The 26,904-nt window shown below is 70.7% G+C and carries 20 protein-coding genes; 7 read left to right on the top strand and 13 right to left on the bottom strand.

Going from position 1 to position 26,904, the window contains the following annotated elements; genetic code table 11:
- Positions 1 to 701 precede the first annotated feature (701 nt).
- The 4 genes from FAF44_RS00605 to purD form a co-directional block, all read right to left on the bottom strand.
- The gene (locus FAF44_RS00605; RefSeq protein WP_237100952.1) at positions 702 to 1,991 is read right to left on the bottom strand and encodes a GTP cyclohydrolase IIa; all 1,290 of its coding nucleotides are present in this window, start codon (positions 1,989 to 1,991) and stop codon (positions 702 to 704) included.
- Between the two features lie 201 nt (positions 1,992 to 2,192).
- On the bottom strand, positions 2,193 to 3,458 hold the full coding sequence (murA, locus tag FAF44_RS00600) for a UDP-N-acetylglucosamine 1-carboxyvinyltransferase (RefSeq protein ID WP_237100951.1): 1,266 nt from the start codon (positions 3,456 to 3,458) through the stop codon (positions 2,193 to 2,195).
- Positions 3,459 to 3,538: 80 nt separating this feature from the next.
- The gene (locus FAF44_RS00595; RefSeq protein ID WP_237100950.1) at positions 3,539 to 4,375 is read right to left on the bottom strand and encodes a phosphoribosylaminoimidazolesuccinocarboxamide synthase; all 837 of its coding nucleotides are present in this window, start codon (positions 4,373 to 4,375) and stop codon (positions 3,539 to 3,541) included.
- Positions 4,372 to 5,586: a phosphoribosylamine--glycine ligase gene (gene purD / locus FAF44_RS00590; RefSeq protein ID WP_237100949.1), complete on the bottom strand. Its 1,215-nt coding sequence runs from the start codon at positions 5,584 to 5,586 to the stop codon at positions 4,372 to 4,374. Before purD ends, FAF44_RS00595 begins: the two co-directional genes overlap by 4 nt.
- 435 nt (positions 5,587 to 6,021) lie before the next feature.
- Between purD and corA the strand changes: the two genes are divergently transcribed.
- A complete protein-coding gene (gene corA / locus FAF44_RS00585; RefSeq protein WP_237100948.1) occupies positions 6,022 to 7,053 on the top strand; it encodes a magnesium/cobalt transporter CorA in 1,032 nt (343 codons plus the stop codon).
- Between the two features lie 44 nt (positions 7,054 to 7,097).
- On the opposite strand, the gene FAF44_RS00580 is transcribed toward corA, so the two are convergent.
- Positions 7,098 to 8,009 carry a glycerophosphodiester phosphodiesterase family protein gene (locus tag FAF44_RS00580; protein WP_308193264.1) on the bottom strand — a complete coding sequence of 304 codons (912 nt, stop codon included), beginning with the start codon at positions 8,007 to 8,009 and terminating at the stop codon, positions 7,098 to 7,100.
- Positions 8,010 to 8,205: 196 nt separating this feature from the next.
- Here FAF44_RS00580 and FAF44_RS00575 point away from each other — a divergent pair, with 196 nt between their 5' ends.
- Entirely contained in the window at positions 8,206 to 8,772 is a 567-nt protein-coding gene (locus FAF44_RS00575) for a GNAT family N-acetyltransferase (protein WP_237100946.1), read from the top strand.
- A gap of 62 nt (positions 8,773 to 8,834) precedes the next feature.
- On the opposite strand, the gene FAF44_RS00570 is transcribed toward FAF44_RS00575, so the two are convergent.
- The 3 genes from FAF44_RS00570 to fbaA form a co-directional block, all read right to left on the bottom strand.
- Positions 8,835 to 10,118 (bottom strand): adenylosuccinate synthase, encoded by a 1,284-nt coding sequence (locus tag FAF44_RS00570; protein WP_237100945.1) that lies wholly within the window; start codon positions 10,116 to 10,118, stop codon positions 8,835 to 8,837.
- 98 nt (positions 10,119 to 10,216) lie between these two features.
- Positions 10,217 to 10,627, bottom strand: coding sequence for a DUF3151 domain-containing protein (locus tag FAF44_RS00565; protein ID WP_237100944.1), 411 nt, complete (start codon positions 10,625 to 10,627; stop codon positions 10,217 to 10,219).
- A gap of 34 nt (positions 10,628 to 10,661) precedes the next feature.
- Entirely contained in the window at positions 10,662 to 11,684 is a 1,023-nt protein-coding gene (gene fbaA, locus FAF44_RS00560; RefSeq protein ID WP_237100943.1) for a class II fructose-bisphosphate aldolase, read from the bottom strand.
- Between the two features lie 129 nt (positions 11,685 to 11,813).
- On the opposite strand from fbaA, the gene FAF44_RS00555 reads away from it, so the two are divergent.
- Positions 11,814 to 12,527, top strand: coding sequence for a DedA family protein (locus FAF44_RS00555; RefSeq protein WP_237100942.1), 714 nt, complete (start codon positions 11,814 to 11,816; stop codon positions 12,525 to 12,527).
- A 162-nt stretch (positions 12,528 to 12,689) separates the two neighbouring features.
- Positions 12,690 to 13,052 carry a hypothetical protein gene (locus FAF44_RS00550; RefSeq protein ID WP_237100941.1) on the top strand — a complete coding sequence of 121 codons (363 nt, stop codon included), beginning with the start codon at positions 12,690 to 12,692 and terminating at the stop codon, positions 13,050 to 13,052.
- Between the two features lie 20 nt (positions 13,053 to 13,072).
- Here FAF44_RS00550 and pyrE read toward each other — a convergent pair whose 3' ends face one another.
- Together pyrE and FAF44_RS00540 are read right to left on the bottom strand one after the other, a co-directional pair.
- The gene (gene pyrE, locus FAF44_RS00545) at positions 13,073 to 13,606 is read right to left on the bottom strand and encodes an orotate phosphoribosyltransferase (RefSeq protein WP_237100940.1); all 534 of its coding nucleotides are present in this window, start codon (positions 13,604 to 13,606) and stop codon (positions 13,073 to 13,075) included.
- 78 nt (positions 13,607 to 13,684) lie between these two features.
- Entirely contained in the window at positions 13,685 to 14,386 is a 702-nt protein-coding gene (locus FAF44_RS00540) for a hypothetical protein (RefSeq protein ID WP_237100939.1), read from the bottom strand.
- Between the two features lie 121 nt (positions 14,387 to 14,507).
- Here FAF44_RS00540 and FAF44_RS00535 point away from each other — a divergent pair, with 121 nt between their 5' ends.
- Both FAF44_RS00535 and FAF44_RS00530 read left to right on the top strand, forming a co-directional pair.
- Complete coding sequence (locus FAF44_RS00535) at positions 14,508 to 16,841, top strand: sigma-70 family RNA polymerase sigma factor (protein ID WP_237100938.1); 2,334 nt, start codon at positions 14,508 to 14,510, stop codon at positions 16,839 to 16,841.
- Between the two features lie 186 nt (positions 16,842 to 17,027).
- Positions 17,028 to 18,296 carry an NYN domain-containing protein gene (locus tag FAF44_RS00530; RefSeq protein ID WP_237100937.1) on the top strand — a complete coding sequence of 423 codons (1,269 nt, stop codon included), beginning with the start codon at positions 17,028 to 17,030 and terminating at the stop codon, positions 18,294 to 18,296.
- A gap of 58 nt (positions 18,297 to 18,354) precedes the next feature.
- On the opposite strand, the gene FAF44_RS00525 is transcribed toward FAF44_RS00530, so the two are convergent.
- Together FAF44_RS00525 and FAF44_RS00520 are read right to left on the bottom strand one after the other, a co-directional pair.
- Positions 18,355 to 18,984 (bottom strand): two-component system response regulator, encoded by a 630-nt coding sequence (locus FAF44_RS00525; RefSeq protein WP_237100936.1) that lies wholly within the window; start codon positions 18,982 to 18,984, stop codon positions 18,355 to 18,357.
- Between the two features lie 3 nt (positions 18,985 to 18,987).
- Complete coding sequence (locus FAF44_RS00520) at positions 18,988 to 23,172, bottom strand: HAMP domain-containing protein (protein ID WP_237100935.1); 4,185 nt, start codon at positions 23,170 to 23,172, stop codon at positions 18,988 to 18,990.
- Positions 23,173 to 23,361: 189 nt separating this feature from the next.
- Between FAF44_RS00520 and FAF44_RS00515 the strand changes: the two genes are divergently transcribed.
- Complete coding sequence (locus tag FAF44_RS00515; protein WP_237100934.1) at positions 23,362 to 24,834, top strand: PP2C family protein-serine/threonine phosphatase; 1,473 nt, start codon at positions 23,362 to 23,364, stop codon at positions 24,832 to 24,834.
- A gap of 229 nt (positions 24,835 to 25,063) precedes the next feature.
- Here FAF44_RS00515 and FAF44_RS00510 read toward each other — a convergent pair whose 3' ends face one another.
- Positions 25,064 to 26,824, bottom strand: a complete 1,761-nt coding sequence (locus FAF44_RS00510; protein ID WP_237100933.1) for a prolyl oligopeptidase family serine peptidase — start codon at positions 26,822 to 26,824, stop codon at positions 25,064 to 25,066.
- Positions 26,825 to 26,904: the final 80 nt, after the last annotated feature.

Below are 26,904 nucleotides of genomic sequence, written 5' to 3'. Positions count from 1 at the left end.
CCACCACCCCGACAACCACGGCCAACCGCCCCCGCGCTCGCCCGATCACATCGCGGCACGCGCGCCTGCCGACCGCGCCCGAGTGCGTCGCGACCGCGTGCCGTCCGATCGACCGCACGCGTGCTTGCCCGGTCATACCTGGGACTGCCTGATTGCGCTCGCGCCTGCCGGCCGCACTCGCCGTCCGGTCACGTCCGGCGGGACCCTGGTTGGAGGCGCGGATCGTCACGTGCCGCTCGGGTCCGTCCGCGACGATACGCCCGGTACGCGCGCTGACGGCGCCGATCACCGGCGCCCTCGTGCCTTGCGGACCGGCACCCGCACGGCCCTCCAGCGCTGCCACAGCGCCGTGCAGCCGCCTTCCCGGCCCGCGCGCATCACAACACTGTCGCGAACCAGCCCGAAACCCGCCGGATCGCTACCACATCGCCGCCCGGTTGCTCGAAACCGTCCGCAACCCGGCGGAACCGTTCAGCAAGAACGACGCAGCTCGGCGGAGACCCGCGGCGGAGGAATTTGGTGCCCCCGTCCGAATCTCGTCGATCGGGGGCGACGGAGAACATACCCCCATCTACACGGGCCAACCAATTAGTTCACAAGAGTCAAGCCGCAAGTTCGCGATCCTGACACCTTCCGTCAATGCGCGGGGCATACCAAGGAGCGGACCCGCTCATGGCGGGCCCGCTCTGCCGTGACCGCGCTCAGCGCGGTCCGAGCTTCTCCACGATCAGCCGGTAGAGCTGTCGCGGACGCCCGGGCTGCGGCGTACGGTTCGGCGGAAGCGGCCACGCGAGTCCCTCGTCAACCAGCGTGCGCAGCAACCGCCTGGCCGTACGCGGCGTGACCCCGAGCATCTTGCCCGCGCCCTCGGCGTCGACCACGGTGTCGCCGCCTTCGAGCTTGGCCGCCAGTCTGGCCAGTACTTCGACTCCTTTCGGCTTCAGTGCGGTGGCCCCGGCGGGGGGCATCCGCGGCGCCGGGATCAGCGCCCGCCCCTCGCGGTCCACCGCGAATCCCTGTGCCTGCTTGCCCGCCTGCGTGCGGGCCAGCGCGGCTCTCGCGTGCGACTCGGCGTCGTGCGTCGTGCGCCCCATCCCCACACCGACCTCGACCGCCAGCCCCAGCTCGTCCCTGATCCGGGCCGCGAACGGCAACACCCTGAACCCGTCGGTGGCCGCCGCGATCGAGCCCCTGGTGGCGGTCACCAGGTAGCTGTGATCGTCGATTGGCCAGACGGTGGCGTTGATCCGGTTCGCCTCCTGGACCAGGAGCCGGTGCAGCGACAGTCGCAGCTCGTCGCGCCAGTAGCGGGGCGCGGCGCGGCGTACGGGTTCACGCAGCGTCGGCACCTCCACCAGCACCACGGTGAGCTGTGACTCCTCCAGCCGGTGATGCGCTCCGAGCAGCGCCGCCGTGTGCAGCGCCGTGCGGACCGCCGCGGAGGTCGGCCTGATCCTGATGACCGGGACGCCTGCGGCGTGCAGGCGTTCGGCCACCGCGGGCAGGCACGTCAGAGCTCCCGTGGTGGCGCTCTGCCGGGCCAGGCGTTCGTGGTAGGCCGCGATCGTGCCGGTGGCACCCGGCTCGTCGCGGCTGTGCACGTCCGCGGCGGGGATGCCGAGGTCGGTGTACGCCTCCTCGACATCGGCCCTGCTGACCACGTCGATGCTGACCCTCTGGGGGTCGATGCGGGTGTCGAGCGCCGCTTTCGCCAACGCTGCCACCAGAGCTGCTCCGCCGAGTTGCACGTACGTCGCGGGCATCGTCAGCACGCCGGATCGCCTGGCCAGGTCATAGGGGACCGGGCTGGCGAACAGACATGCGTCGACACCGGGACCGAGTCGCGTCACCTTGTCGGGCGCTTCCTGTTCGTCGCGGTATGCGGCCGCGACCAGGCGACACGGCAGCGGCGCCGCGGCGTGACCCATCAGCATGACTCGTTCGACCAGGTCGTGGGGTCCGACCACGCCGATGGTGAGGTCCGGTGTCATAGCGCCCGGGCGTGACACTCGGGGAGTTTCTTCGGCCCTCTCGACCAATGTTCGTCCCATTCTGCCGTCCGTTGCAGTGCTCTCTTTTGGAACGATCGCTCGCGGGGGCCGTAATGTCACGCCCGACTTTTCCGGAAAGCCGTTCTGGTTGGCCGCCCGACAACATGTTTTAGCAGCTCAACGCGGCATTTCTCGGGTTTTTCAACGCTCGGAAATCTCTCGTGTAATGTCCGCCCCGAGAGCGCGCATTCGCGCGGCGAGATGCGCGTGACCGCGGTCGATCAGGTATCCCGAGTCGATCAGGGTCTCGCCTTCGGCCGCCAGGCCCGCGAGCACGAGGGCGATCCCGGAGCGCAGGTCGTGGGCCGTCACCTGTGCGCCCTTCAGCGGGGTGCGGCCTCGGACGATCGCCCTGCTGTCGTCGACCTCGACGTTCGCGCCCATCTTGTTCAGCTCGCCGGCCAGGGCGAAACGGCCGTCGAAAATGCGCTCGTGAATGTAGCTGGTGCCCTCGGCGAGCGCGGCGACCGTCATCATCGGCGACTGCAGGTCGGTGGCGAAGCCCGGGTAGGTGTCGGTGATGATGTTGATCGGACGCAGCGGGCCGTCGCACCGGACGTGCAGCACCGCGCCCTGGCGGTGGAACTCGACGCCCATCTGCTCCAGCTTGTACCGGACGACCCCGAGGTCGAGACCGGTGCCCACGAGGCTGACCTCGCCCCCGGTGAGCGCCGCGGCCATCGCGAAGACGCCCGCGTCGAGCCGGTCGGGCATCACGGTGTGCTCGACCGCGTGCAGTTCCTCGACGCCCTCCACGGTGATGAACCCGGTGCCCCCGCCGCTGATGCGCGCGCCCATCTTGGTGAGCATGTCGATGACGTCGAGCACCTCGGGCTCCAGGGCCGCGTTCTCGATGACCGTGGTGCCCCTGGCCAGGGCGGCGGCCATGATGAGGTTCTCGGTGCCGGTGTGGGAGGGGGTGTCGAGGTAGAGGGTGGCGCCGGTCAGCCCGGACGCCTTGACGTGGATGACGGTCTCGCCCTCGTCCACGATCGCGCCCAGCCGCTTGTAGCCGAGGTAGTGGAAGTCGAGGTTGCGGCTGCCGAGGTTGCAGCCGCCGACCCCCTCGACGATCGCCTCGCCGAGGCGGTGCAGCAGGGCCGGGGTGAACAGCACCGAGCCGCGAAAGCGCCTGGCGATCTCGGCGGGCAGGACGGGGCTGTTCACCCGGGAGGCGTCGATGACCAGCGTGCGCTCGGACTCGTGCAACTCGACGTACGCGCCGATCGCCTCGGCCAGTTCGACCGCGCGGCGGACGTCCTCGATGATCGGCACGTTGCGCAGGACGGTGCGGCCTTTGGGAGCGAGCAGAGCCGCACCGATCATGGGCAGCACGGCGTTCTTCGCGCCCTGGATGAACGCGGTTCCACGCAGTGCGTTGCCACCGCGCACGCGGTAACGGACCATTCGTGCGGCTCCTTGAATTTCAACGGGTGAGGGCTCGATCGGGCCAACAGTAGTCGCTCACACCACCTGACCCAGCCGAATCATCCGCTAAAGGAAGCCCCCGTGATGCGCTCATACGCTTCTAGGTATCGCTGCCTGGTCCGGCCGACTACGTGGTCGGGCAGCCTTGGTGGGGGGTTTCCGGAGGATTTGTCCCATCCCGATTCGGGCGATAGCAACCAATTGCGTACATATTGCTTGTCAAAAGAGGGTTGTGGCCGCCCGGGACGCCATTCGTCGGCCGGCCAGAATCGCGAGGAGTCGGGCGTCAGCACCTCGTCGCCCAGCGTCAGGACGCCGTCGGTGTCCCAGCCCAGCTCGATCTTGGTGTCGGCCAGGACGATGCCCCGCTCGCGGGCGATCTCCGCACCCCGGGTGTAGACGGCCAGCGTGATCCGCCGCAGCTCCGCCGCGGTCTGCTCGCCCACCTCCGCCACGACCTGCTCGTACGAGATCGGCTCGTCGTGCTCGCCCAGGGGCGCCTTGGTGGACGGCGTGAAGATCGGCTCGGGCAGCCGCGAGCCGTCCTCCAGCCCCGCGGGCAGCGGCACGCCGGACACCGCGCCGCTCGCGCGGTACTCGCTCAGCCCGCCCCCGGTCAGATAGCCCCTCGCCACGCACTCGACCTGGACCATCTTCAGCGGCCGGCACAACACGCTGTGCGGGTCGTCGCCGGGCCGCACCACGTGGTTGGGCACGATGTCCTTGAGCTGGTCGAACCACCACAGCGACATCTGCGTGAGGATGGCCCCCTTGTCGGGGATGTCCGGCTCCAGGACGTGGTCGAAGGCCGAGATCCGGTCGGAGGCGACCATCAGCAGCAGGCCGTCGCCGGTCTCGTAGAGGTCGCGTACCTTGCCGGAGTGCACGTGCTTCATCGGGCGATGTCCGTCCTGTGGTGCGAGCCGCGCATCTCGATCCGGGCGACGAGGTCGTAGGCGGCCTGGCGGGCGTCGGCCTGGCCGGGGCCGTGGCCGATGACGGTGAGCACCCGGCCGCCGCTGGAGACGATCGCGCCGTCGTGCCGCGCCGTGCCGGCGTGCAGGACGTACGCGTTCCCGGTCTCCTCGATCCCCGTGATGACGTCGCCCTTGACCGGTGTGCCCGGGTAGTTCTCGGCCGAGATCACCACGGCGACCGCCGAGCCGTCCTTGAACACCGGGTCGAGCCCCAGCTCACCGGTCGCGCACGCCATCAGCAGCCCGCCCAGCGGCGTCTCCAGCCGGTCGAGGATCACCTGCGTCTCCGGGTCGCCGAAGCGCGCGTTGAACTCGACCACCTTCGGCCCCTTCGCGGTCAGCGCCAGCCCCACGTAGAGCACCCCCTGGTAGGGCAGCCCGCGCCGGGCCAGCTCGCCGATCGTGGGGTGCACGACCTCCCGCATGACCTGGTCGGTCAGCCCCTCCGGCGCCCACGGCAGCGGCGTGTAGGCGCCCATGCCGCCGGTGTTGGGGCCCTCGTCGCCGTCGTAGGCCCGCTTGAAGTCCTGGGCCGGCTGCAGCGGCACGGCCGTGCTCCCGTCGCAGAGCGCGAACAGCGAGACCTCGGGCCCGTCGAGGAACTCCTCGATCACCACCCGCTCGCACGCCAGCGCGTGGGCCAGCGCCTCGTCTCTGTCGCGGGTGACGACCACGCCCTTGCCCGCGGCCAGGCCGTCGTCCTTGACCACGTACGGGGCGCCGAACTCGTCGAGCGCGGCGGCGGCCTCCGCCTCGGTGACGCAGGTCCGCGAGCGCGCCGTGGGCACGTCGGCGGCCTGCATGATCTCCTTGGCGAACGCCTTGGAGCCCTCGATCATGGCGGCTTCCTTGGCCGGTCCGAAGCAGGCGAAGCCGGCCTCGCGCACCGCGTCGCTCACGCCCGCCACGAGCGGCGCCTCGGGACCGATCACCACGAGGTCGACCCGCAGCCGGCGGGCCAGTTCGGCCACCTGCCCGGGGTCGAGCGGATCGACGGGGTGGACGGTCGCGACCGCTTCGATGCCAGGATTGCCTGGCGCACAGTGAAGCTCGCTGACCTGGGGATCGAGTTTGAGTGAACGGCACAGGGCGTGCTCACGCCCACCGGAGCCAATGACTAGAACGCGCACGGGCTCCATTGTCGCAGGCCCGCAGCCTGGCGCTCGCTCAGGTCGCCGGGACACCAAGTGCCGGAACAGGCCGGGAACTTTGTCGAGTTCTGCCTGAGCCGGGAGCCGCCAGGCGAGTATCGTCGGTTAGGCTCGACCGCCTGTGGTAGGTTAGGGCGGCTCTATGGCGTCTTGAGTGATTGGAGGTGGTCCGGGATGAATCCTGGTGATCCCAGCAGTACGTGCTCGCACACGTACGGCCCGCACAACCCCGACCACTCCAATCCGGCAGCCTGATCGTGCCTCCACGCAATCTGTATTGATTGAGGTGACTTCATCGCGCGTGGAGCGTGCTTGGTCGGGCGGAAAGGGACTGCCATGCGCTCGTCCACCCTTTTCCGTCGCATCAACCGACACCCCTTGCCGTCGCGCGTCCCGCGCCCGCTCCCGAAGCCGGTGCACGAGAACCGCGTGCCGCCCGGCGACTCGATCGTCGAGTTCGGCGCCTACGTGCAGGGCAAGAAGGTGCCCGCCCCCGGCATCGGCGAGGCGCTGAACCTCGTACGCGCTCACAACAAGAGCAACGACGGCGCCAGCGCGTTCGTCTGGGTGGGCCTGCACGAGCCGGCCGCGCCCGAGGTGGAGTGGCTCTCCGAGGTCTTCGGCCTGCACCCGCTGGCCGTCGAGGACGCCGTCAAGGCCCACCAGCGGCCCAAGGTCGAGCGGTACGGCGAGTCGCTGTTCATGGTGCTCAAGACCATCGCCTACCTCGACCACGACGAGCTGACCGCCACCAGCGAGATCATCGCCACCGGCGAGATCATGGTGTTCCTCGGCGCGGACTTCGTGGTGACGGTGCGGCACGGCGAGCACTGTTCGCTCGCCTGCGTCCGCGAGCGCCTCGAGGACGAGCAGAAGCTGATGAACCGGGGCCCGGCCGGCGTCCTGCACGCCATCTCCGATCACGTGGTCGACCAGTACCTGCAGGTGGCCGACCTCATGCAGCTCGAACTGGAAGAGGTGGAGGCGACGGTGTTCGCGGACGTCAGCTCCCGCGACATCAACCGGATCTACCAGCTCAAGCGCGAGATGCTGGAGATGAAGCGGGCCATCACGCCGTTGCAGGCGCCCATGGCCGCGCTGCCGCAGCGACGCGTGGTCCCCTCCGAGATGCGCGACTACTTCCGCGACGTCGGCGACCATCTGGCCCGCGTGTGCGAGCAGGTCGAGGCGTCCAACGAGCTGTGCAGTTCGATCCTGCAGGCCGCGCTGGCCCGCTCCAACGCGCTGGCCAACGAGGACATGCGGAAGATCTCGTCGTGGGTGGCCATCCTGGCCGTGCCCACCATGATCGCCGGGATCTACGGCATGAACTTCGACTTCATGCCGGAGACCAGGCAGGTCTGGGGATATCCGGCGGTGCTGGGCGTGATGATCACGGTCTGCGTGCTGCTGCACCGCGGCTTCCGCCGCAACGGCTGGCTCTAGGCCCCCGCCGGCGGCGCTCGCGGGCCCGGCTCTCAGAACGGCTCTCAGACGCCGACCGGCCTGAGCGGGCCGACCGGCGCGGGCAGTTCCAGCCCGCGTTCGCGCCACAGCTCCCGCATCCGGTCGGGGTAGTCGGTGACGATCCCGGCCACCCCCAGATCCAGCATCCTGGCTCCGAGCGCCTGGTCGTTGACGGTCCAGACCGCCACGTCGAGCCCGGCCGCCGCCGCCTGACCCATCAACGCCTCGTCCACCATGATGTGCTCGGGCGAGAGCGTGGTGGCTCCGGCGTCGCGCGCCGCGGCCGGAACGTCGTCGGTGTCGAGCACGCCGTCGTTCCAGTGCAGGGTGTCCAGCTCGATCAGGGCGAAGCGGCGGGTGCCCGGGGCCAGCTTCGCGGCGTGCGCGATGACCCGCCAGTCGAAACTGAGCACGGCCGCGTTGCCGAGCCGCCCGTGCCGGTCGAGCTCCTCGACCACCATCTCGGTGAACAGCTCGGGGTCGGCCGTCAGCTCGGGCCGCGTGGGGTCGGACTTCAGCTCGACGTGCAGCCGCACGCCCTCGGCCTCGAAGGCGTTGACCAGGCCGAGCACCGCGCCGAGCGTCGGCATGCGGGTCTCGGGCATGGACACCTGCGTCAGCGCGAACGGGTCGTCGGGGTGCCGCGGCAGCCGCACGCCCACGTCGAGCGTGCGCAACTGCGCCAGGGTGAGGGAGTTGATGGGCTTTCCCACGTACGGGAAGAGCGGGTCGCCCGGCCGCACCGGCCGCCGGTCGGCGCTGGTGACGGCGGAGACGGTGAGGTCGTGCGTGAGCACGAGGCGTCGATCGGCGGTGAGCGCGACGTCGAGCTCGAGCGCGTGGACGCCCAGCTCCATCGTGCGGCTCATCCCCGGCAGGGTGTTCTCCGGCCAGAGGCCCCGAGCCCCCCTGTGGCCATGAATCTCAACGCGCACACCCGGGACCCTACCCGGCTCGCGGCATGTCTCGGCGGTGCCACGCCGTGTCCTTTTTATCCTGCTACGCCCGGTCGGGTAGTTCTGGGCAGACAATAGGCTGTTCTCCATGATGGAGGTGCTCAAAAGTGCCCATTTCCCAACAGTTCGGGCATGGGTCGAGGGGTGGGTCATCTCACGCGGCACGCCCGAACCCGTGCGCGAGCCCTGGGGCCTCCGCGTGGACGTCGGCCTGCCCGGCCACGTCGCCCGGCACATCGTCGCCGCCCCGACCCCCGAGATCCTCCGCCACCTGACCGGCACGCTCACCGTCGCCGGCACCTGGCTCAAGCTCTGCGGCCCGGCGCAGGCCGTCGTCCCGCACCTGCCGCCGGGGTGGGACGTCAAGGACCCGGAGTTCATGATGACGGCGGCGCTGGTCCGCGAGCCCGCCCGGCCCGCTCCGCCCGGCTACCACCTTGCCGTCACCACCAGGGCGGGTGTCACCGCGGTCCGGCTGCTGACGACGGCGGGCGAGGTCGCGGCACGCGGGCAGTTCGCCGTCGCGGGGGCGACGGCCGTCGTGGACCGGGTCGAGACGGGCGACGGCCACCGCCGCCGCGGCCTCGGCACGGCCGTCATGCGGACGATCGCCGCCACGGCCGCCGCGAAGGGGGCGCGCACGGGCGTCCTGGTGGCCACCGCCCAGGGGCAGGCGCTGTACTCGACCCTGGGGTGGAGCCTGCACACGCCCGTGACGGCCGCCGTACTCACCTCGCGCTGAGCCCCGGCCCGAGTCCCCTTGTCGAGGATCGGGCCAGGGCTCGCGCTCATGCGAGGGCGGGCTCAGACGAGCGGGCGCACCACGATCGTCTGGTCGCGCCCGGGGCCGACGCCGATGGCGGAGATCGGCGCGCCGCTCATCGCCTCCAGCGTGCGCACGTACGCCTGCGCGTTGGGCGGCAGGTCCTCGAAGGACTTGGCGCTGGAGATGTCCTCCTGCCAGCCGGGGAACTCCTCGTAGATCGGCTTGGCGTGGTGGAAGTCGGTCTGGGTCATCGGGATCTCGTCGAACCGGACCCCGTCCACGTCGTACGCCACGCACACCGGGATGCGCTCCAGGCCCGACAGCACGTCCAGCTTGGTGAGGAAGTAGTCGGTGATGCCGTTGATGCGGGTGGCGTAGCGGGCGATCACCGCGTCGAACCAGCCGCAACGGCGGTCGCGGCCGGTGGTGACGCCGTACTCGCCGCCGGTCCGGCGCAGCCAGTCGCCCACCTCGTCGGTCAGCTCGGTGGGGAACGGGCCGGAGCCGACCCGCGTGGTGTACGCCTTCAGGATGCCGATGATCTTCGTGAGCCGGTTCGGCGGGATCCCGGCCCCCGCGCACGCCCCGCCCGCCGTCGGCGAGGACGACGTCACGAACGGGTAGGTGCCGTGGTCGAGGTCGAGCAGCGTGCCCTGCCCGCCCTCCAGCAGCACGAACTTGTCCTCGTCCAGCGCCTTCGACAGCACCAGCGAGGTGTCGGCGATGTGCGGCTTGAGCCGCTCGGCGTAGGCGAGGTACTCCTCCAGCACCGCCGCCGGGTCGATGCCGCGGCGGTTGTAGACCTTGGTCAGCACCTGGTTCTTCTCGGTCAGCGCCACCTCGATCTTCTTGGCCAGGATCCCCGGGTCGAGCAGGTCCTGGACGCGCACGCCCATGCGATAGATCTTGTCGCCGTACGCGGGACCGATCCCGCGTCCGGTCGTACCGATCTTCGCCTTGCCGAGGTAGCGCTCGGTGACCTTGTCGAGCGCTTTGTGGTGCGGCATGATCAGGTGCGCGTTCGCGCTGATCAGCAGCCGTTCGGCGGAGATGCCACGGGCCGCCAGCCCGTCGATCTCCCCGAGCAGCACGCCCGGGTCGATCACCACGCCGTTGCCGATGACAGGCACCACCTCCGGCGAGAGGATCCCCGTGGGTAGCAGGTGCAGCGCGTACTTCTGGTCACCGATGACCACGGTGTGTCCCGCGTTGTTGCCACCCTGATAGCGGACGACGTAGTCGACGTCGCCACCGAGCAGGTCGGTGGCCTTGCCCTTGCCCTCATCGCCCCACTGGGCACCAACGAGAACGGCAGCCGGCATGGTTCAGTCTCCCGAGCACAAAACGAAACCCCTGGCGCAAGCGCGACAGGGGCTCTTGCGTGGAGAGACTACCCGAACGTGCCTATTCGTCCCAAGGCCTAACCCTTGGTCAGCGCGTCGTAGCCACTCGGCGAGCTGTCCTTGAGGAACTGCAGGCACCGCTCCGCCTCGTCCTTCTCGCCGATCGCCTGGGCGGCCCTGGACAGGGCGAACAGGCAGCGCAGGAACCCGCGGTTCGGCTCGTGCTCCCACGGTACCGGGCCGTGCCCCTTCCAGCCGCTGCGTCGCAACTGGTCGAGCCCCCGATGGTAGCCAGTGCGGGCGAAGGCGTAGGAGGTGACGGCGTGCCCTTGAGCGAAGTATTCCTCCGCGAGAGCGGCCCAGGCCGCCGGGTAGGCGGGGAAGCGGGCGGCCACGTCGGAGGCCTTGGCACCCGACTCGAGCGCGTCCCTGGCCTCGGGCAGGTCCGGCAACTGAGTCGGGGGCGGCCCGGCGAGAAGGTTATCCATAGGACAAGTCATACCCGCCGGGCCGCGGAACTGGCTAGGAGATCTTCGTCCCAGCGCTCTTCAGGCTCTGGCACGCCTCCACCACACGGGCGGCCATCCCGGCCTCGGCGGCCTTGCCGTACGAGCGAGGGTCGTAGGTCTTCTTGTTGCCGACGTCGCCGTCCACCTTGAGCACGCCGTCGTAGTTCTTGAACATGTGGTCGGCGATCGGGCGGGTGAAGGCGTACTGCGTGTCGGTGTCGACGTTCATCTTGACGACGCCGTACGAGATGGCCTCGTGGATCTCCTCGAGCAGCGAGCCGGAGCCGCCGTGGAAGACGAGGTCGAACGGCTTGTCCACGCCGTACTTCGCGCCCACCGCGTCCTGGATCTCCTTCAGCACGCTCGGCCGCAGCTTGACGTGGCCCGGCTTGTAGACGCCGTGCACGTTGCCGAACGTGGCGGCCAGCATGAAGCGGCCCCTGTCGCCGACGCCCACGGCCTCGGCGGTGGCCAGCGCGTCCTCGGGCGTCGTGTAGAGCTTCTCGTTGATCTCGCCGACGACGCCGTCCTCCTCACCGCCGACGACGCCGATCTCCATCTCCATGATGATCCGCGCCCTGGCGCACTTCTCCAGGAGTTCCTTGGCGATCTCGAGGTTCTCGTCGAGCGGCACGGCGGAGCCGTCCCACATGTGCGACTGGAAGAGCGGGTCGAGGCCCTTGGAGACACGTTCCAGGGAGATGTCGATCAGCGGCCGCATGAAGCCGTCGAGCTTGTTCTTCGGGCAGTGGTCGGTGTGCAGCGCCACCGTGACGGGATACTTGGCGGCCACCACCCTGGCGTACTCCGCCAGCGCCGTGGCGCCCGTGACCATGTCCTTGACCGTCGCTCCCGAGAGGAACTCCGCGCCACCCGTCGAGACCTGCACGATGCCGTCGCTCTCCGCCTCGGCGAAGCCGCGCAGGGCGGCGTTCAGCGTCTGCGAGGACGTCACGTTGATCGCCGGATAGGCGAACCCCCCGGCCTTGGCCCGATCGAGCATCTCGGCGTAGATCTCTGGAGTCGCAATAGGCATGGATTCATCTCCCTGAGAAGTTGCGGCGGCACGCCGAGCCCCAGTATTCCGGGTCACTACCCGCTCGGGTAGACACAACGCGTGCTTGTTGGTCATCTCCCCCCACGCCGCTCCAGGTAGGCTCTCGGCGTGGACTGGCTTCTGAATCTCCTCGACCCGACGTGGTGGCTCACGATTCTGGGTGCTTTCGCCACCGTCGGCGTTCTCGCGATCATCTTCGCCGAAACGGGTCTGCTGCTCGGCTTCTTCCTGCCGGGCGACTCGCTGCTGGTGGCCGCGGGGATTTTCAGCTCGGCGTCGGTCGCCGCGGGAATGGGCATCGAACCGCTCTCCTTCCCCGTCCTGCTGATCGGCACGCCCCTGTGCGCGATCGCCGGGGCCCAGCTCGGGCATTTCCTCGGGGCACGATTCGGCCGCAAACTCTTCGACAAACCCGATTCGCGGTTGTTCAAGAAGGATCACGTGCTCCGGGCCGAGGAGTTCTTCGAGAAGTTCGGCCCCGCCAAGGCGGTCATTCTGGCCAGGTTCGTCCCGATTGTGCGGACGTTCATGAATCCCGTCGCGGGCGTCCTGGAGATGGCCCCGAAGCGTTTCTTCCTGTGGAACGTCGTGGGCGGCCTCGTCTGGGTCGAGGGCCTGCTCCTGCTCGGCCATTTCCTCGGCGGGCAGGTGGACCCGAAGCAGATCGACCGCTACATCCTGCCGGGCGTCTTCCTGATCGTGCTCATCTCGCTGATCCCGATCTTCGTCGAGGCCGTCAAGCACCGGCGGGCCGGCAAGCAACTGCCGAGCCCCAACGGCAAGCACCACCGCGTGCCGTCCAGCTTCGACGGCCAGAGCTGACCCACCCGACCTGACCCCGGGCCGGGCCCGCTCCGGCGGTTGTCCGCCACAGACGGCGACGGTGGATCACCGCGAGGTACGCTGCCCCTTGTGGGACGCCACAGGTCAGATCCGATGGGCCTCGCCCGATTAGCGCTCGCCGTCCTGGCGGTGGGAGCCGTGGTGACACTCCTGGTCATCGGCGGTCGCGCGCTGCTCGACCTGTTCGACACGCCCCCCGAACGAGGGCCCTCCGCGGCCCCCGCCTCCAGTACGGCCACCGGTCCGGCCTCCGCCGCCGCGCAGGTGCCCACCGTGCGCATCGAATGCCTCGCCGAGACCTGCCCCCTCGTCACCGTCCGCGTGCCGGGGGGCGACGTGCTGCAACATCGGGAGATGAGCAGGGGCGAGGAGGTGCGCTACTTCGAGCCGGAACTCGACGTGGTGCTCAGCGACGCGGGCACCGTCCGCGTCACGGAGAAGGGCACGCCCCGCGCGCCGGGCGCACCCGGCGCCCGTGCGGCCTTCACCGTCCACGACGACTGACCTCACGGAGCGGCGGGCGGTCAGAGCCCCAGGTCCGGCAGGGTGAAGGCGGTCCGGTACGCCAGCCCGCGCTCCTCGATCCGCTCCCTGGCCCCCCGGTCGACGATCGTCGCCACGGCCACCACCTCGGCCCCCGCCTCGCGCAGCGCCTCCACGGCGGTCAGCGGGGAGCCGCCGGTGGTGGAGGTGTCCTCGACGGCGAGCACCCGCCGCCCTTTCACCTCCGGCCCCTCGATCCGCCGCTGCATCCCGTGGGCCTTCTGCGCCTTGCGCACCACGAACGCGTCGAGGGAGCGGCCCCGTGCCGCCGCCGCGTGGAGCATCGCGACCGCCACCGGGTCGGCCCCCATCGTGAGCCCGCCCACCGCCTCGTAGTCGAGGTCGGCCGTCAGGTCGAGCATCACGCTGCCGACAAGGGGCGCGGCCACCCCGTCGAGGGTGATGCGCCGCAGGTCGAGGTAGAAGTCCGCCTCCTGGCCGGAGGAGAGCGTGACCTTGCCGTGAACGATGGCCTTGCTCTTGATCTCGGCCAGCAGGTTGTCGCGATCCGTCATGGCCCCAAGCTTAGGACCGTCGCCGCCGCCCGCTTCGGGCCGGTGCGCGGGCACGGGACGTCCTGGGGCGGGTCGCCGTCACGGCTCCGTGCCCAGCATCCTGATCATGGCCAGGGCCTGCCCGTACGCCCGGGGCAACGGCCGTACGCTGACCCGGGGGCGCCGCCCGTACAGGATGTCGGAGGCCCGTAGCCGCGCCACCTTCGCGGGCAGCCGCTCGTCGATCCGGGTCACCGCCCCCACCCGTACGGGCCCGAGCAGCGCCAGCGTCTCGTCCCCAGGGAAGGCCCGGCGCAGCGCGGTCGCCAGGTTGAGCGCCGTGGCGAGCCGTTCGGCCAGTTCCTCGGGGGCCGCCGCCGGCTCGGCGGCCACCAGGCACGTGCCTCTGGCGGTGTCGCGGTAGAGCTGCGCGAGCCGGGTCCGCAGGTACGCCGCCGAGGCCAGCCCGGTCAGCGGGTCCTCGCAGTGCAGTTCGCCGAGGGGCGCGAAGCTGTGCTCGGCCCACCCCGCCGCGAACGAGCGCAGCACCGCGAACGGCGGCCCGCCGGCCCCGGCCACGGCGAACAGGGCCGCCAGGTCGTTCAGCCCCTCGTCGACGCTCACCCCGGCGCCCGCCCGCGCCGAGCCGAGCGCCCAGCACGCCTGTGCCAGGTCGCAGCCGCCGCACAACGCCTTGACCACGACCTCCACCTCTGGTGTCCACCAGTCCGCGGCGAGCGACCAGCCCGCCGCCAGGCTCCTGCGCCGCCAGCGCGACAGCACGTCCTCCTCCATCTCCATCTGTCCCCTCCGGTTCGATCTCCCGGAGTAAAGACGCGCGTGCGGTTTAGTCATGACGGGGAATGCGGAATGATTGCGCGTGGCAACCCCGCGTAATCATGAGGTCACTATGGGTGGCGATTTGCCGCAAAGCGATGCACATCTGCTTCAAGCGGCCAGAGACGGCGACGCAGCCGCGTACGGGCAGCTCTACGAGCGCCACGTCGCGGCGGCGCGTGCGCTGGCCCGGCAGCTCGTTCGCGGCGCCGAGGTCGAGGACGTGGTCGCCGAGTCGTTCACGAAGATCCTCGACCTGGTGGGCCGGGGCGGCGGGCCGGAGTCCGGCTTCCGCACCTACCTGCTCACGGTGGTGCGCCGCACGGTCTACGACCGCTCCAGGGTCGAGAGCCGCCAGGTGAGCACCGGCGAGATCGAGATGTTCGACCCGGGGGTGCCCTTCGTCGATCCCGCGCTGGTCGGGCTGGAGCGGTCGCTGATCGCCAGGGCGTACCTGTCGCTGCCCGAGCGCTGGCGGGCGGTGTTGTGGCACACCGAGGTCGAGCGGGCCAAGCCGGCCGAGGTGGCGCCGCTGCTCGGCCTGACGGCCAACGGCGTGGCGGCGCTGGCCTACCGGGCCAGGGAGGGGTTGCGGCAGGCGTACCTGCAGATGCACCTGGGCTCCCCGCCGCAGCACGAGTGCCGCCCGGTGCTGGGCAAGATGGGCGCGTACGTACGGGGCGGGCTGGCCAGGCGCGACTCCAAGGCGGTGGACGAGCACGTCAACGCGTGCGAGGAGTGCCACGGCGTGCTGCTGGAGCTGACCGACGTCAACCGCGGCCTGCGCGTCATGGTCGGGCCGCTGATCGCGGGCCCGCTGTTCGGCGGGTACGCGGCGGCACTGGTCAAGGCGGTGGCCGGGCGCACCGGGGCGACCGGGGCGCTGCGGCTGTTCGGCAGGCTGCGGCGGGTGCCGAAGCAGCAGGCGGCGGTGGCCGGCGGCACGGCCGTGGTCGCGACGGCGGCCGTGCTGGGCGCGCTGCTGCTGGTCTCCGACGAGGAGCCGACCGCCCGCCCGCCCGTGGCCACCCAGGCCGCGCGGCCACCCGCGTCGGCGGTCCCGGATCCGGACCCGGTGCCGCGGCCGAGCGAACGTCCGGCGCAGGTGCCGCCACCGGTCAAGAAGGACAAGCCGGGCAAGGCGCGGCTGCGGGCCACGATCGACGCGCTCGGCTCCCTCGTCCGCGCCCAGCCCGGCATCGTCGGCATCCGCCTGCGCAACTACGGCGGGGGCCCCAGCGAAGAACTGGCGGCGCACGTCGACCTGCCGCCGGGCGTGACCCTCATCCCCCCGGCGCGGCGCGGCCAGAGCGCCGCCCTGCTCACCCCGGTCGGCACCGTGGACGGCTGGGCCTGCCGCCCGGCCGGCGGCGGCGCGCGGTGCGCGCGGGCGCCGCTGCCGGCGGGGCAGGGCACGGCGCTGTTCCTGCGGGTGCTGGTGGCCGATGAGGCGCCGGAGGGCTCGGGCCCGGCCGTCCGCGTCGCCGCGGGCTCGCTGCGCGTGCGGGCGCGGGCCCAGGAGGGGGTACGCATGTCCGGCGCGCCCGCGAGGTTCGCCACCGACGGGAAGGTGACGGTGCGGGCGATCGGCAACTCGCTGCTGAGCTGCCCCGAGGAGCGGGCCGGCTGCCTGGAGGCCAGGCGGCGGCAGGGCGAGCAGCGCGACAACGACCTGTGGCCGATGACCGCGCTCGACCAGGACGACCGCTCCGACACGGCCGCCTCCAGCGGGGCGGTGCTGTCGCTGCCGAAGGGCAGCGAGGTCGTGTGGGCGGGGCTCTACTGGTCGGCGTCCGGGGAGGCGGCCGGGCCCATCAAGATCCGGCCCCCTGGGCGGCGGAAGTACCTCACGGTCCAGCCGAGCGAGGTGACGGTCAGGGACCTGCCGCTGGGCCCCGCCTACCAGGCGTTCGCCGACGTCAGCGAGCTGGTCGGCGACGCGCGCAGGAACGGCACCTGGTGGGCGGCCGACGCCCCGATGCGCGAGGGGGTCTCGCGCCACGCGGGCTGGAGCCTGGTGCTGATCGTCACCGATCCGGCGGAGCCGTACAGCCAGGCCGTGGTGCTCGACACGGCGACGGTGGTGGGCGGCGGGTCGCGGCGGGTGCGGATCCCGCTGGGCGGGCTGAGCCCGGCCGCCGCGCCCGCCCGGGTCGAGCTGGTCACCTGGGAGGGGGACGCCGACCTCCGGGGCGACAAGGTCTCGCTCGGGTCCGGCGCGCTGACTCCCGTGGGCGGCGACCGCGACCCGGCCAACGTCTTCGACGGCTCCTCCAACGGCGTGGGGGAGATGACGTTCGGCACCGACGTCGACACGGTCGGGGCCGAACTCGGGGTCGATCCCGGGCTGACGATCGCCACGGACAAGGACGTCGTCCTGTTCGGAGTCGCGGCGCTGAGCGTGCGAGCGCGCTCATGACCGAAAACGGGACAAAATGGTACGGTCTGCCTAAGTGGCCTGGCGTGATGGCGAGCGGGGGCCGAATCGTCGGGATTAACCCTCGCGCGATCACCTGCTTTCATTACTCTGAGAGAGGGCCGCCGAGTCCGGTCTCTGACGGTGCAGAGCCAGCAAGGTCGGACCACCAGGAAAGGGGCGGGGTCAGTGGATCGCTGCGCGCTGTTCGTGGACGCTGGCTATCTGCTGGCTGACGGAGCGATGGCCGTGCACGGCACGCGTCATCGCGAAGCGGTTTCCTGGGATTATCCAGGGCTGCTGCAACTGATGACCAACCTCTCCCGCGAGCGCACCGGGCTGCCGCTGCTGCGGTGCTACTGGTACGAGGCCACGGTCGAGGCCCGCCGCACACCAGAGCACGACGCGCTGGCCGACATCCCGGGCCTGAAGCTCAGGCTGTCGCGCATCCGGCCGGGCCGGCGCGAAGGCGTCGACGCCCAGGTCCACCGCGACATCATGACGCTCGCCCGCAACAACGCCATCTGCGACGCGGTGGTGGTCAGCGGCGACGAGGACCTCGCGCAGGTCGTGTGCGACGCCCAGGACCTCGGCATCAGGGTGAGCGTCATCCACATCGCGGCCGACGGCGGCTGGGCCGTGTCGCGGTCGCTGCGGCAGGAGTGCGACGACCTGGTCGAGCTGGGCGCGCCCCACCTGCGGCAGTACGTCAACCTGGTCGCAGGCGTCACCGAGTCCTCCAACGGGCACCACCAGCCGGTCAGCAACGGGCAGGCGTCGCTGCCGCCCGCGCAGCCGCAGTCGCTGCCGCCCACCTCGCTGCCCTCGTCGTTGCCGTCCTCACTGCCGACTTCACTGCCTTCCTCGCTGCCCGCGCCGCTGCCGCAGGCGCCGAGCGGCAGTCACGCGGCGCCCTCCTCGGCCTCCGGCAGCAACGGCCAGTCGCCCAACGGGTCCGTCCCGTCCGGGCGCGGCCAGCCGGCCACACCGCCCACGTTGCCGACGTACGGCAGCTACCAGCAGGCCGAGCAGCCGCCGCCGCCCGCCGCGCCGGTGACCGGGCCGATTCAGTCGCAGTCCCCGCCGTCCAGCCCCACGACCGGGCAGTTCTCCACGTCGTCGAGCGGCACGTACCAGCCGTCGCAGCTCGGGCCGTACACCGGCCCGCAGCCGGCGCCGGTCAACCCGCCCGCCGCCGCCACGGCCGGGGCCACCACGCTGGCCGACGCGGTCAAGGCCGCCCACCGCGAAGGGCACGACTTCGGCGAGTCGGTGGCCCGCGACGCGCCCGCCCTGTGGCTGGAGGCGGTGCTGGCCCGCAAGCCGCGCATGCCGTCCGACCTGGAGGCGAGGCTGTTGCAGGGCTCGTCGCTGCCGATCGACTTTCTGCTGCACGACGAGGTGCGGCACGCGCTGCGGCGCGGCTTCTGGGACGCTTTGGAACGCGCCCGTCACTGACCTCTCACCAACCACCACCCGGGGCCGGCCCTGGCCCCCGGGATGGGGTGGAGACGCTTCAGGAGAGCGCGTCGAAACCGGCGCGCAGATGGTTCAGGCGATCGGTCAGGTCCGTCAGGGGCACGGCCAGCGCCGGGTCCTGAGACTTGCGGGCCAGCTCTCTGACCCGGGTCAGCTCGTCCTCCACGGCGGTCAGCCGCCGCGATAGCTCGGGCAGGACCGACCCCTGGTCTCCCGCGCCCGGCGGCAGCTCGCTGGTGAGCCGGTCGCGCAACATCGACGCCTGTTCCGCCAGGCGCTTGTTCATGTTGTACAACTCGGCGAAGACCGACACCTTCGCCCGCAGCACCCACGGGTCGAACGGCTTGGTCAAGTAGTCCACCGCGCCCGCCGCGTAGCCGCGGAAGGCGTAGTCGGGGGCGCTGTCGACCACGGTCAGGAAGATGATCGGGATGTTGCGGGTACGCTCGCGCCGCTTGATGTGCGCGGCGGTCTCGAAGCCATCCATGCCGGGCATCCGCACGTCCAGCAGGATCAGCGCGAACTCGGTGTTGAGCAACGCTTTGAGCGCCTCCTCGCCCGACCTGGCGCGCACCGGCACCAGGTCGAGAGAGCTGAGGATGGCTTCGAGGGCGATCAGATTCTCCTCGCGGTCATCGACGAGGAGGATCTTGGCACGATCCGGCATCGATCACGACCCTTCGGCTGACGAGGCTGACGCGTCGGACGTGGAGCCCCGCCCACGGCTGAGCCAGCCGCGCAGCCGTTCGAGCAGCCGGTCGACGTCGACCGGCTTGGGCACGTAGTCGGAGGCGCCCGACGCGATGGACTTCTCCCGATCGCCCCGCATGACCTTGGCGGTCAGCGCGATGATCGGCAGATCGGCGAACTGGGGCATCCGGCGGATGGCCGACGTCGTCGCCCAGCCGTCCATCTCCGGCATCATGATGTCCATCAGCACGAGTGCGACGTCCTCGTTCCGTTCGAGCTGTTCGATGCCCTCCCGCCCGTTTTCAGCGTAGACGACGGTCGAGCCGTGCCGCTCCAGCACGCTGGTCAGCGCGAACACGTTACGGATGTCGTCGTCCACGATCAAGATTTTGGCACCGCTGAGCGGGTCGTCGCCCTGCCACTGGCTGGGCGTCTCGGCCGGCGGCTCGACCAGCTCGGGCAGCGGCAGGTCCAGCGGCAGCGGCGGCTCGGGCGCCGCGGCCGCGATCTCCTCGGCCGGCGGCGTCATGAGCTGCCTGCGCGTCGTGCCGGGGTCAGTCGCGGCCAGCGGGCCGGTGTAGGAGGCCGGCAGGTAGAGCGTGAACGTGCTGCCCTTGCCCAGCTCGCTGTCCACGTGGATCTCGCCGCCGAGCAGCCGGGCGATGTCGCGGCAGATCGCCAGGCCGAGGCCCGTGCCGCCGTACTTCCTGCTCGTGGTGCCGTCGGCCTGCCTGAACGCCTCGAAGATGACGTCGCGCTTGTCGGGCGCGATGCCGATGCCGGTGTCGATCACCTGGAACGCCAGCAGGTCGGTGGCGTCGTGCAGGCTGTCGTCGTCGTAGTCGACCCCGGGCGGGGCCGCCGAGACGCGCAGCTTGACCTCGCCCCGCGGGGTGAACTTGACCGCGTTGGACAGCAGGTTGCGCAGCACCTGCTGCAACCGCTGCTCGTCGGCGCGCAGCTCGTGGGGCACGTCCGACTCGAGGTCGACGGTGAACGACAGGCCCTTGTCCTGTGCCAGCGGCGCGAACGCGGCCTCCAGCAGGTCCACCATCTTCGGCAGCGACACCTGGATCGGGTGGATGTCCATCCGGCCCGCCTCGACCTTCGACAGGTCGAGCATGTCGTTGATGAGCTGGAGCAGCGCGGAGCCGGCGCTGTGGATCGTCCGGGCGAACTCGACCTGCTGCGAGGTCAGGTTGCCCTCGGCGTTCTCGGTCAGCAGCTTGGCCAGCACCAGCAGGCTGTTGAGCGGCGTGCGCAGCTCGTGCGACATGTTCGCGAGGAACTCGGACTTGTAGCGCGAGGACACCGCGAGCTGCTCCGCGCGCTCCTCCAGGGTGCGGCGGGCCTGCTCGATCTGGAAGTTCTGGATCTCGATGGCGCGGTTCTGCTTGGCCAGCAGCGCCGCCTTGTCCTCCAGCTCGGCGTTGGACCTGCGCAGCTCCTCCTGCTGGCGCTGCAGCTCGTCGGAACGCTCCTGCAACTCGCGGGTGAGCCGCTGCGACTCCGTCAGCAGGTCCTCGGTACGCGAGTTGGCGATGATCGTGTTCATCGTGACGCCGATGGTCTCGACGAGCTGCGTCAGGAAGTCGAGGTGCACCTCGCCGAACGGCGTGAACGAGGCCAGCTCCAGGACGCCGAGCACCCGGTTCTCGAACAGGATCGGCAGCACCACGATCTGCGCCGGCGTGGAGCGGCTGAGCCCGCTGTCGATGGTGACGAACTGCGGCGGCACGTCGTCCAGCACGATGTGCCGGCCCTCGGCCGCCGCCTGGCCGACGATGCCCTCGCCGATCCCGAAGCGCTGGCGCGGGCCCCGGTCGGGACGTACGCCGTAGCCGCCGATGAGGATCAGCTCGTGGTCGCCCTCGGGGTCGATGCTGTAGAAGGCCCCGTAGCGGGCCGAGACCAGCGGCGTCAGCTCGCTCATCGTCAGCTTGGCCACTTCGAGCAGGTCGCGGTGGCCCTGCATGAGCCGGGAGATGCGGGCCAGGTTGGACTTGAGCCAGTCCTGTTCCTGGTTGGCCTGCGTGGTCTCGCGCAGGCTGCCCACCATCGAGTTGATGTTGTCCTTCAGCTCCGCCAGCTCGCCCTGCGCCTCGATGGCGATGGAACGGGTCAGGTCGCCGCGCGCCACGGCGCTGGTGACGGTGGCGATGGCGCGGATCTGCGTGGTGAGGCTGCCCGCCAGCTCGTTGACGCTCTCGGTGAGCCGCTTCCACGTGCCCTCGACGCCCTCGACCCGGGCCTGGCCGCCGAGCTGGCCCTCACTGCCGACCTCGCGGGCGACTCGGGTGACCTCGGAGGCGAACGAGGAGAGCTGGTCGACCATCCGGTTGACGGTCGTCTTGAGCGCGAGGATCTCGCCCTGCGCGTTCACGTCGATCTTGCGGGTGAGGTCGCCGTTGGCCACGGCGGTGGTCACCTCGGCGATGTTGCGCACCTGGTAGGTGAGGTTGTTGGCCATGGAGTTGACGTTGTCGGTGAGGTCCTTCCAGACGCCCGACACGCCCTTCACCCGCGCCTGGCCGCCGAGTTGCCCCTCGGTGCCCACCTCGCGGGCGACTCGGGTGACCTCGTCGGCGAAGGACGAGAGCTGGTCCACCATCGTGTTGAGGGTGTCCTTGAGCTGGAGCATCTCGCCCTGGGCGTCAACGGTGATCTTCTTCGACAGGTTGCCCTGCGCCACCGCGGACGACACCGCCGCGATCTGGCGCACCTGCGAGGTGAGGTTGTTGGCCATCGAGTTGACGTTCTCGGTGAGGTCCTTCCAGACCCCGGACACGCCCCGGACCTGCGCCTGGCCGCCGAGTTGCCCCTCGGTGCCCACCTCGCGGGCGACTCGGGTCACCTCGGAGGCGAACGACGAGAGCTGCTCAACCATCGTGTTCATGGTCGACTTGAGCTCGAGGATCTCGCCCTGGGCGTCGACGTCGATCTTGCGGGTGAGGTCGCCGTTGGCCACGGCGGTGGTGACCTGGGCGATGTTGCGTACCTGGTAGGTCAGGTTGCGGGCCATGGAGTTGACGTTGTCGGTGAGGTCCTTCCAGACGCCCGAGACGCCCTTCACCTCGGCCCGGCCGCCCAGCTTGCCCTCGGTGCCCACCTCGCGGGCCACCCGGGTGACCTCGTCGGCGAAGGACGAGAGCTGGTCCACCATCGTGTTGAGGGTGTCCTTGAGCTGAAGGATCTCGCCCTGCGCGTCGACGTTGATCTTCTTCGACAGGTTGCCCTGGGCCACCGCCGTCGCCACGGTGGCGATGCTGCGCACCTGCGAGGTGAGGTTGTTGGCCATGAAGTTGACGTTGTCGGTGAGGTCCTTCCAGACGCCCGACACGCCGGTCACCTGCGCCTGGCCGCCGAGTTGCCCCTCGGTGCCCACCTCGCGGGCGACCCGGGTCACCTCTTCGGCGAACCCGGAGAGCTGGTCGACCATCGTGTTGACGGTGTTCTTCAGCTCGAACATCTCGCCCACGGCGTCGACCGTCACCTTGCGGCTCAGGTCGCCCTTGGCCACGGCCGTGGTCACCACGGCGATGTCGCGCACCTGCGCCGCCACGCGGGACGACATCGTGTTGACCGCCTCGGTGAGGTCGCGCCAGCTCCCCGACATGCCGCGCAGGTTGGCGCTGCCGCCCAGCCGCCCCTCCGTGCCCGCCTCGCGCGCCACCCTCGTGACCTCGGAGTTGAACAGCGCGAGCTGGTCGACCATGCCGTTGATGGCCTTGCCCAGGCGCCGCACCTCCCCGCGGGCCGAGCGGTCGAGGTCGATCCGTCGTGACAGGTCGCCCTTGGCGACCGCGTCGATGACGTCGGCCGCGCCGCTGACTGGGCTCACCAGGGCGTCGATGAGCATGTTGACCGACTCGACGCTCTCCGCCCACGCGCCGACACCGGGGCCGGGTGTCAGCCGTTCGGCGAACCGGCCTTCCTTGACGACTTCTTTGCGCACCCGGACCAGCTCGTTCGCGAGATGCTCGCGACGGTCGGCCACTTCGTTCAGCAGCAGCCGCACCTCGCTGAGGATGCCCGGAGGCGCGTGAGGGACCCGACGTCGGAAATCGCCGTCACGCCAGGAGAAGAGGGTCTCCAGGATGGGAACGAGATCCGATTCGGTGTAAGTCCTCTCCTCTGAGCTTGTCGCGGCCTTGGCCGTGGTCATGGGGCCTCCTTCACTCGTCGCTGCCGCCGGCGAGTGATTCAAGTCTGTCACGATGAGTAGCTCGTAGTCCTGTCCTTGGATTTACCCCAAGTCAGCGGGAAGTGTGGTAGGCACGTTGGGATGACTGCTTCTCCCCATGCGGTGCTCGCTGCGACGTTCGCGCCGGGCGATACCGCTGTGACGGCTGCGATGAGGTTCACGCGTGAGGTGATGACCGCGTGGGCCACCGGCGGCGTGCTCCATTCCGCCGAGCAGGCTGCCGGAGATCTGGCCGAGCAGGTCGCTGACGAGCCGTTCGAGGTGATCTGGAAGCACTTCGGGGACGCAGTCCAAGTGGAGCTGCGGCAGCGAAATCTTTCCCAAGCCGATCCGAAGGCTCCTTCCGTGCACGTCGAGGAGTGGGGAGTCACCTTCGCGGGCGATTCCCGTGTCCGTTGGGCAAGGCTCACGCTACCTGGCTCCGCGGACCGGGTCGCCGCCGAATGGATGGAGGAGAGCAGCCGCGGGCCGCACTGGCTGGGGTTCCTGGCCGACGCCAGCGACCTACTGGCGGGCACGCTCGACCCCGACATGGTGCCGGCCATCATCGCCCAGGTGGTGGTGCCCCGGCTGGCGAGCTGGTGCGCCGTCTACACCTCCGACAACTCCGGGCCGCAGCGGCTGGTCTACCTCTGGCACGCCGACGAGGCCAGGATCGACGGCCTGCGCGAGCAGCTCGCCGAGATGGACATCGGCGCCGCCGACCCGCGCGTCACCTCGATGATCCACCTGCCCGAGTCGCAGGCGCTCGCCGTGCCGCTGACCGCTCGTGGCCGCAACCTCGGCATGATGTGCCTGGGCCGCTCCGACCGCTTCCCCGACGAGGTCATCCAGTTCGCCGAGGACATCGGCCGGCGTGCCGCGCTGGCCACCGACAACGCCCGGCTCTACGCCCAGCAGGCCGCCGCCAACCGCGCCCTGCAGCGCAGCCTGCTGCCGCCCAACGAGCCCGAGGTGCCCGGCCTCGACTACGGCGTCATCTACGAGCCCGCCGGCGAGGCCAACGAGGTCGGCGGCGACTTCTACGACCTGTTCAAGGCCGGCGACGACTCGTGGCGCTTCGCCATCGGCGATGTCTGCGGCACCGGCCCCGAGGCCGCCGCCGTGACCGGCCTGGCCCGCCACACGCTGCGGCTGCTGGCCCGCGAGGGCTACGGCGTGGCCGCCGTGCTCGGCCGGCTCAACCAGGCGATCCTGGAGGAGGGCGAGCGGGCCAGGTTCCTCACCCTGCTGCACGGCGACATCACGCCGGTGCCCGACGGGCTGGAGGTGCGGCTGGTCTCCGCCGGTCATCCGGAGGCGCTGCGGCTGCGGCCGGGCGGCAAGGTGGAGGCGGTGACCACCCCGCAGTCGTTGCTCGGGGTCTTCCAGGAGGTCGTCTTCGAGGCCGACACCCTGCATCTCGACCACGGCGACGTGTTGCTGGCCGTGACCGACGGGGTGACCGAGCGCCGCTCGGGCGGGCGGCTGCTCGACGACGACGGCGGGCTGGCCAAGCTGCTGGCCGAGTGCGCGGGTCTGTCGGCCAGGGCCGTGGCCGAGCGCATCCGCAGGGGCGCGGCGGATTTCGCCTCCGAGCCGAGCGCCGACGACCTCGCGATCGTGGTCCTGCGCGCCCGCTAGGCCGCCCCGCCGCCAGGGCGGGAGGTGCGGCGGACGAGCTGCCGCCGCGAGCGCGGGCGTTGCCGTCATGCGTTCGCGGCTGCGGGCGTCGCGGCGGCGACGATCGCGGAGGTACAGGGCACGATGCGCCTTTCCGGCTGAGCTACGTGGGCGAGATGTTGACAGCCGGGCCTGCCGACGTTCAAGGACAAGAGTCAGGAACATTCTTACAGTTCGTCAAGAATTCTGGCTAGCCCACGTGCTTGTGCGCGAACTCGAGCTGCAACGCCGTCTGCGCGATCCGCTCCGCGACCACGAGGGAGCCGCGCATCGCGTCGTAGGTGTACACCTCGTGGTGCCGGCCGTGCTCTTCGAGCTTCTTGACGTACTTCTCGATCTGGCGCAGCGGGCAGCGGGTGTCGTTCTCGCCGGCGAGGATCAGCAGCGGGCTCTTGACCTGGTCGACGTAGGTGATCGGGGAGCTGGCGGCGTACCGCTCGGGCTGTTCGTCGGGCGAGCCGCCGAACAGCGCGCGGTGGTAGGCGCGCAGGCTCTCGGCCTCGTCCTCGTACGACGTCTGGTGGCAGGCGATCGGCACCGCGGCGATGCCGCACGCCCACAGGTCGGGTTGGGTGCCGAGGCCGAGCAGCGTCAGGTAGCCGCCCCACGCCGACCCCGCCAGCACCGTCCTGGCCGGGTCGGCGATGCCGTGATCGATCACCCACTGCCGGACGGCCGCCACGTCGGTCAGCTCGATGTGCCCCACGTCGCCGTGCAGCGCGTCGCGCCAGGCCGAGCCGTAGCCGGTCGAGCCCCGGTAGTTGACCCGCACCACCGCGAACCCGGCGTCCACCCAGGCCGCCACCGTCGGCGAGAACGTGTCGCGGTCGTGCGCGGTAGGGCCGCCGTGCAGCAGGAAGACCGTGGGGTGCGGTGACGTGCCGGTCTCCGGCCTGGAGACCAGCGCGTGGATGCGGCCGCCCGGGCCCTCGACGTCGATGTCCTCCACCGGCACGCTCGGCGGCGCGGGCGGGCCGATGGGGTTGACCACGACCTGGCCGTTGCTGGACCGGATGACCGGCGGGCGCGAGCCGCTGGACCAGGAGTACTCGACGTGGCCGCCGGGCCGGGGCGCGGCCTCCTCGATCACGCCGTGCGGCGTCTCGATGGGGGTCAGGCCGCCGCCTCTGAGGTCGTAGCGGTGCAGGTAGCTGCGGGCGCGGTCGTCGCGCAGGATGAGCAGGCCGCGGCCGTCGTCGTACCACTCGGCCGTCAGGTCGCCGGAGTCGCGCAGCCAGATCTCGCGCTGCTCGCCGGTCGCCGGGTCCCAGACCAGCGGTTCCTGGCGTTGGCGGCGCTCGTGCAGGGTCAGCAGGCGGCGGTCGCCTGCGACCGGGGCGAAGCTGAGGCCGGTCACGCCCTTGCCGGGGCCGTCGTGCAGTTCGCCGACCACGTGGCCGTTCGGGTGCACGACGCGCAGCGCCGGGTGCCGGAAGTCGCCGTACTCGCCGTGGTTGATCGCGATGAGGGAGCCGTCGAGCGACATGGCGGCCACCCAGGCGGCCTCGGTGTGCTCGTACAGCGTCTCGGAGGGCTGGCCCTGGCGGGCGAGGTGGATGCGGAAGGTGCCCTCCCCGGCCAGGCTGATCGCCGCGGTGCCGGTGGTGGACAGCGCGATGCCGCCGGGCTGGCCCGGTGGCAGGTCGGGTCCGACCGGTTCGCCGGGGCCGCCGGTGAACGGCTGGCGCCACCAGCCGCCGTACTCGTCGCCGTCGGTGTCGGCGAACCAGTAGATCCACTGGCCGAGGGGGTCGACGGCGGCGTACGCGGTGCCCTTGGGCTGGTCGGTGACCTGGCGGTTGACGCCCGCCACGCGGTCCCAGGCGTACACCTCCCACTTGCCCGTGGCGTTGGAGCGGTAGATGGAGCGGTTCGGGGCCTGGCGTGCCCAGGACGGCAGCGTCATGCGCGACGCGCGGAACCTGGCCTGCCAGCGTTCCTCCGCCTTCATCCGGTGCGCCCCCTCCCGTTGATGTCCCGTGCCTCCGGGCCCGGGATGCCGTCCAGTATTACGCGTGTACCGAGGAAATA

Origin of the sequence: Nonomuraea sp. MG754425 (genome assembly GCF_021699195.1) — a bacterium.
Classification (GTDB): domain Bacteria; phylum Actinomycetota; class Actinomycetes; order Streptosporangiales; family Streptosporangiaceae; genus Nonomuraea.
The sequence above is the reverse complement of the archived record's forward strand: the minus strand, read 5'-3'. Positions and strand labels throughout refer to the sequence as shown.